Below are 6,439 nucleotides of genomic sequence, written 5' to 3' on the forward strand. Positions count from 1 at the left end.
TCAAACGGAACGATTTTGGTCCTTCTCTCATTGCCGTATTTTTCACCAATACCAATAATTTCTTCTTTAATCACTGCAAGGATGTTCTTCTCTTCAGCAAGAATGATGGAATAGCCTTCAATTTCGCGGGCCAGGAGATCCTTCTCATCCAGAATTTTCTGGTGTTCAAGGGCTGCCAGGCGGCGAAGCTGCATCTTCAGAATGGCATCCGCCTGGACTGCATCAAGACCGAACTGTTCAATCAGTGCGGCAGAAGCTTCCTCACTCGTCTTCGAGGCACGGATCGTCGCGATGACCTCATCAATCCTGTCAAGGGCAAGCAACAACCCTTTCAGGAGATGTTGGCGCTCTTCTGCCTTCCTCAGGTCAAATTCAGTACGTCGCCGTACCACTTCCCGCCGGTGACGGAGATATTCATTGATAATTGAGCGCAGACCCAGCACTTTCGGCTGAACGTCAACGATTGCCAGATTAATAATACCAAAGGTAGTCTCAAGAGAGGTATGTTTATACAACTGATTTAAGACAGTAAGAGGCTGAGATGCCCGTTTCAGCTCAATGACAACCCGTATCCCGTCTTTATCGGATTCATCACGGATATCGGTGATTCCGTCGATCTTTTTCTCACGGACAAGGGCTGCCATCTGCTCAATCATACGGGATTTGTTCACCTGGAACGGAATCTCGGATATGAGAATACGTGGCTTTTTCCCCTCATCGTCAATCTCTGCTACACCGCGAATACGAATTTTGCCTCTCCCGTCATGATATGCACCTTTTATTCCGGATGTGCCCAGAATAATACCGCCGGTCGGAAAATCAGGCCCGGGCATAATGGTCATCAGATCTTCGGTGGTGATATCAGGATTATCAATGACCGCTGCAATCGCACATGAGACCTCTCCCAGATTATGGGGAGCCATGTTGGTTGCCATTCCGACCGCAATTCCGGTGGACCCGTTCACCAACAGGTTCGGGAATTTTCCCGGAAGAACCGATGGTTCCTGGAGTGATTCATCGAAATTTGGTATGAAATCCACGGTCTCTTTTTTGATGTCCTCCAGGAGTTCCTCTGCCACCGGGTCAAGGCGTGCCTCGGTGTAACGCATGGCAGCAGCAGAGTCCCCATCAATAGAACCAAAGTTACCCTGGCCTTCCACCAGCGTATGCCGGTATGCAAACGGCTGAGCCATCTTCACGACGGTGTCATAGATGGAGGCATCACCATGCGGGTGATATTTACCCATGACATCTCCAACCACACGTGCACATTTTTTGAACGGTTTCTCATGGGTATTCCCCATCTCACCCATCGCAAAGAGTGAACGGCGATGCACCGGCTTGAGACCATCACGCACATCAGGGATGGCACGACCGATGATCACGCTCATTGCATAATCAATATATGAGGATTTCATCTCCTCTTCAATATTGACCGGAATTATACGACCTCTCTCATCAGATGTCAAGGTTTGTCACCTCCTTTGCATGGCGCCGGATAAAATCACGGCGGGCGGGAACATCATCGCCCATAAGTTTTTCAAATATTGCGTTTGCATAACTCGCATCTTCAATGTGAACCTGTTTCAGGACACGGGAGGCAGGAGCCATCGTGGTGTCCCATAACTGCTGGGCGTTCATTTCACCCAGACCCTTGTAGCGCTGGATGTGGGTACCCTTTTCTCCCAGCTCTTTTGCATACTCACGCATCTCCTCTTCACTATAGGCATAATGCTCAATTTTCCCTCGTGCAACACGATACAGCGGCGGCTGGGCAATATAGATATAACCATTTTCAATCAGTGCCGGCATGTAGCGGTAGAAGAATGTCAGGAGAAGCGTACAGATGTGGGCACCATCAACATCCGCATCGGTCATGAGGATGATATGATGGTAGCGACTGCGCTCAATGTCAAACGTTTCAGCAATGCCGGTTCCTATTGCAGAAATTAATGTCTGAATCTCAACATTCTTCAGAATTTTATGCGGATTTGCCTTCTCCACATTCAGGATTTTACCCTTTAAGGGGAGAATTGCCTGAAACTTACGGTCTCTCCCCTGTTTTGCAGAACCACCTGCTGAATCTCCCTCGACAATATAGATTTCACTCTTTGACGGGTCGCGCTCAGAACAGTCAGCCAGTTTTCCCGGAAGACCGGATCCTTCAAGGGTACTCTTTCTGCGGGCAAGTTCACGGGCTTTTTTTGCTGCATCACGTGCTCTGGCCGCGCTCTTGACTTTTTCAATAATAACCTGAATGACCTTCGGGTTTTCTTCGAAATACGTTGAAAGGGCCTGATACACCAGTGAATCCACAATGCCCTTGACATTTGAGTTCCCAAGTTTCATCTTGGTCTGGCCTTCAAACTGCGGTTCAGCAATCTTAATTGCAATCACCGCATTGAGACCTTCCCGGACATCCTCCCCGCGTAATGGGACGGACATATCTTTCAGCAGATTATTATTCCGTGCAACGGTGTTTATCGTGCGTGTGAGAGCACTCCTGAATCCTTCGAGATGTGTACCTCCCTCACGCGTATTGACACTGTTGACAAAGGTTAGCATCGTCTCAGAATAGGCGACAGTATATTGCAGAGCTACTTCAACCTGCACCTTGTTTGGCGTATCTTCTGATTCCAGATAGATGACATCCCGGTGAATCGCTTCTTTCTCCCCGACAATATATGTCACAAATTCACTGATACCCCCTTCATAATGGAAGGTATCTGAATCTCCGGTTCGTTCATCAATGATGGTGATCGATATCCCCTTATTCAGGAATGCCAGTTCACGCATCCGGTAACTCAGTTTGTCATAATCAAAGTCAACCGTCTCAAAGATTACCGGATCCGGTTTGAAACAGATAATGGTACCCCGTTTCGGGTCTTCCGTTTCCTGATCACACTCAGTGAGCGGCATCGTGACATGCCCTAAACTGAAGGCAATCGAATGAACTTTCCCATTGCGAAACACGGTGGCAGACAGTTCGGTTGAAAGCGCATTAACAACAGATACGCCAACCCCGTGGAGACCACCTGACACCTGATATGTTGACTTATCAAATTTGCCCCCTGCATGGAGAACAGTCAACACCACCTCAAGTGCACTCTTCTTGTATTTAGGCATGATATCAACGGGAATGCCTCTTCCGTTGTCTTCGACAATACATGAACCATCGTCAGTCAGTGTTACCGTAATTGTATCACAGAATCCTCCGAGTGCTTCATCGATAGCATTGTCTACAACCTCGTAGACGAGATGATGAAGTCCCCGTTCATTCGTACTGCCGATGTACATCGCAGGACGTTTCCTGACGGCTTCCAGTCCCTCAAGAACAGTGATATTGCTACCTGTGTATCCGTTTTTTTCAGCCATTAAGAATACTCCTGAATGCTGTCGTTAATTCAGACAAATCAGTCCGTTTTTTCATAAATACCACTACTATCTCCACTCCGACAGAATAAAAAATGCCAATGAAACTAACTAATATATTATTGGTTTTTTCAGCCTTTAATGGTTGCTGACTCTTTGTTTCTCTTTCTCAGTCATACTTTCCAACCTGAGGGTCAGGAATGCCGAGATTTCGGTCAATTGCAACCACAAGTCTCCGGAGAACGCGCAGCACAGATTCCGCATCTTCTTTGTCCATGCTGCCATCCTGATGCCACATGATTTTTTTCCGGAGCATTGTCACCAGTTCTTCAACCTCTGTTCCCAGAAACTGTTCCGGCACCTGCATCCCTGTCATATGATCTTTAACACCCGGCCAGGCCTGTTCCGGAGAAAGGGCAAAATGCTTTGTAACCAACATGAGATTGGTAATAAATCCACGTCCAAACTGGCTTTCCATAACAGTTACTCAGCACCATACATGAAAAAATGTTGGTGGGGCATCTCTGCTATCGCCTGCCACCAAAAAGCAGCCCGCGGAGTTCTGCTTTTGCAACCCTGCGTGCAACCCGGAAGAATGCGGGATTCCTCAGTAACCGGAGCACCAGTTCCTTTGGCCGGTCCATATCACCATATTCGACAATCGTCCGCTTTAACTCCGGTGTGTTCAGTGTCTGGCAGATATCATTGACATCCTTCGGGGTAACCGATGACCTCATCTGAAGGAACCGGTATCCAAAATCCAGTTCTTTCCCAAAATCAGCACTCCAGGCAGATTCATATGACGACAGGGAAGAGTCATCAAATCGTTCCTCTTCACAACAGACCGCGGCCACATCTGCTGCATGTCGTGAAGACCGTACACCGGTATACACACCTCCCCCGGAAGTGGGTTTTGCAAATCCGGCTGCATCACCAACAAACAGTGTCCGGGCACCATATGTCCGGGGCATCACCCCCATCGGGATGGTGCCTGTCACCTGATGCAGGCATGAATCACTGAATGTGCGGATGAACGAGGAAAACCGATTCTGCACATCGGCCCCCCCGGCAAGACCCACCCGTACTCTGCCCTCTCCTGCAGGAATTGCCCAGCCAAAAAAATCAGGCGAGGCATCCGGATAAATATGAACAACGTCAGCAGCTGTTTCATACGGAACGTCTGCCTGAACTCCGGAATAAAATTTAAGAGGTGGTTTCATCCCGCGAATCGCCCTGACGGGACTGCGTGGTCCGTCTGCAGCGATGAGCAGGCGAAACGGAAGTTCCCGGTGACCATCAACTCCTTTCGTATAGAGCACATTGTCCCGTATATCGTATGCATACGTCTTGAGCATGATATCGGCACCGGCTGAGACTGCATTCTCTGCCATCTCCCGGTCAAGGGCACTTCTGTCCACAACAAAGGCCTTGGTCCTGCCTGCGTCAAAATGCAGTTCACACCCCTGAGATGAGTGAAGGGCAGCACCCCTCACCACCTGTATCACCGAATCCGCTGACACACCACACTCTGAAAATGCATTCGTACTCAAAAGACCCGCACACTGGACCGGATATCCAATCGATGCATGCTCCTCTATCATCAGTGTCCGGAGTCCCAAAGCAGCACAGTATCGTGCCGCCGCAGACCCGGCAGGACCTGCGCCGACAACAATCACATCGTACATCAACAATCAATAGGCATGAATCAGGGATAAGATATCGGAAAATTTCAGAACCAGCGTATCGCCGGGTGAGGAGGTATATACTCACCAGAGTTCATTACTACAGTATCGATGAAAGATGAATCAGATTTTAAGTGGAAACAATGCCTGATTATCCGCAGTGATGTTAAAATGACCTGTGGTAAAAAATGCGCACAGCTTGCTCATGCTGCTGTTGGTGCGTATGAAAAAACCGATAAAATCACACGAAAAAAATGGTTTAACGAGGGCATGAAGAAAGTAACACTTAAGGCCCCCACTCTCCGCGACATGTACGAAATAAAGACCAATGCAGAAATGGCAGGCATAGCCACGTCGCTCATCACTGATGCGGGCCGGACGGAGATCAAACCCGGCACCATCACTGCGCTTGGACTTGGCCCGGCACTATCAGAAGATCTGGACAAAATTACAGGGAACCTGCAGCTCTTATGAAACAATCACCATATCCTGTTGAACAGTTGCTTGGCATGCAGTATTATGTCTGTGACACTGAAGGAATTCAGGGCCTGTTACGCCAGGATGCAGAAGACTTCATGGTGCATGAAATCAGCAACGAGGTAAAATCGTCAGAAGAATCAACAGGCAAATATCTTCTTTGCAGACTGGAGAAAAAGAACTGGGAACTCCAGCGTGCAGTAAAAGAGATTGCAAAGATACTCGGTGTCAGCCACCGCCGGATTTCATGGGCAGGGACAAAAGACAAACATGCCCTCACCACTCAGCTGATATCCCTGTATGACATCTCAGAAACAGCGGTGCAGAATATCCGGCTGAAAGATATTACCCTGACCCCGGTCGGCAGGTCCGGTCAGCAGTTATCACTCGGGGATTTAGAGGGCAATCGCTTTGACATTACCATACGTGCATGCAGTCCCGATAATCTGGAAGAGAGAGTTGCACAAATAGATGCCTGTGTCGCAGAGGGTGTCCCGAATTATTTCGGGATTCAGCGGTTTGGCGTACAACGACCGGTCACCCATCTGGTAGGCAAACAGATCCTTCTGGAAGATTATAAAGAAGCGGTCAGGACATATGTGGGATTCCCGTCTGAGGGAGAACCGGAGAGCAATGCAGCAGCACGAAGAGCATATCTCTCAGACAACGATCCCAAAACAGCACTCGAAGCGCTTCCGGTCCAGATGAGGTATGAACGCGCGATTCTTCATCATCTTGCAGAAGTGCCTGAAGATTATGAAGGTGCCCTCAAAAGTGTTCCGCCAAAACTTCTCTCAATGTTTGTTTCAGCATATCAGTCATGGCTCTTTAACATGGGCCTTTCCCACAGGATACACGAAGGATACGCACTCTCAAAACCTGTACCGGGGGACAGAATAATATGTCAA

General features: G+C 48.5%; 6 protein-coding genes. 2 read left to right on the forward strand and 4 right to left on the reverse strand.

Annotated features, from left to right (window positions below; all coding sequences use genetic code 11):
- The 4 genes from MKMG_RS10090 to MKMG_RS10105 all read right to left on the reverse strand — a co-directional run.
- On the reverse strand, positions 1–1,418 hold a 1,418-nt coding region (locus MKMG_RS10090), incomplete at its 3' end, for a DNA topoisomerase (ATP-hydrolyzing) (RefSeq protein ID WP_165077716.1).
- Between the two features lie 40 nt (positions 1,419–1,458).
- A complete protein-coding gene (gene gyrB, locus MKMG_RS10095) occupies positions 1,459–3,375 on the reverse strand; it encodes a DNA topoisomerase (ATP-hydrolyzing) subunit B (RefSeq protein WP_165077717.1) in 1,917 nt (638 codons plus the stop codon).
- A 166-nt stretch (positions 3,376–3,541) separates the two neighbouring features.
- Positions 3,542–3,850, reverse strand: a complete 309-nt coding sequence (locus MKMG_RS10100) for a hypothetical protein (protein ID WP_165077719.1) — start codon at positions 3,848–3,850, stop codon at positions 3,542–3,544.
- 49 nt (positions 3,851–3,899) lie between these two features.
- On the reverse strand, positions 3,900–5,057 hold the full coding sequence (locus tag MKMG_RS10105) for an NAD(P)/FAD-dependent oxidoreductase (protein WP_165077720.1): 1,158 nt from the start codon (positions 5,055–5,057) through the stop codon (positions 3,900–3,902).
- A gap of 108 nt (positions 5,058–5,165) precedes the next feature.
- On the opposite strand from MKMG_RS10105, the gene pth2 reads away from it, so the two are divergent.
- Both pth2 and truD read left to right on the forward strand, forming a co-directional pair.
- Complete coding sequence (gene pth2 / locus MKMG_RS10110; RefSeq protein ID WP_165077722.1) at positions 5,166–5,528, forward strand: peptidyl-tRNA hydrolase Pth2; 363 nt, start codon at positions 5,166–5,168, stop codon at positions 5,526–5,528.
- A partial coding sequence (truD, locus tag MKMG_RS10115) for a tRNA pseudouridine(13) synthase TruD (protein WP_165077724.1) occupies positions 5,525–6,439 on the forward strand: 915 nt, incomplete at its 3' end. The genes pth2 and truD, both read left to right, overlap by 4 nt.

Origin of the sequence: Methanogenium sp. MK-MG (genome assembly GCF_009914725.1) — an archaeon.
Classification (GTDB): domain Archaea; phylum Halobacteriota; class Methanomicrobia; order Methanomicrobiales; family Methanomicrobiaceae; genus Methanogenium.

What these genes read in the sequence shown, in the direction of transcription:
- gyrB (WP_165077717.1), bottom strand. Translation starts at nt 3,375, where the DNA reads ATGGCTGAAAAAAACGGATACACAGGTAGCAATATCACTGTTCTTGAG.
- MKMG_RS10100 (WP_165077719.1), bottom strand. Translation starts at nt 3,850, where the DNA reads ATGGAAAGCCAGTTTGGACGTGGATTTATTACCAATCTCATGTTGGTT.
- MKMG_RS10105 (WP_165077720.1), bottom strand. Translation starts at nt 5,057, where the DNA reads ATGTACGATGTGATTGTTGTCGGCGCAGGTCCTGCCGGGTCTGCGGCG.
- pth2 (WP_165077722.1), top strand. Translation starts at nt 5,166, where the DNA reads ATGAAAGATGAATCAGATTTTAAGTGGAAACAATGCCTGATTATCCGC.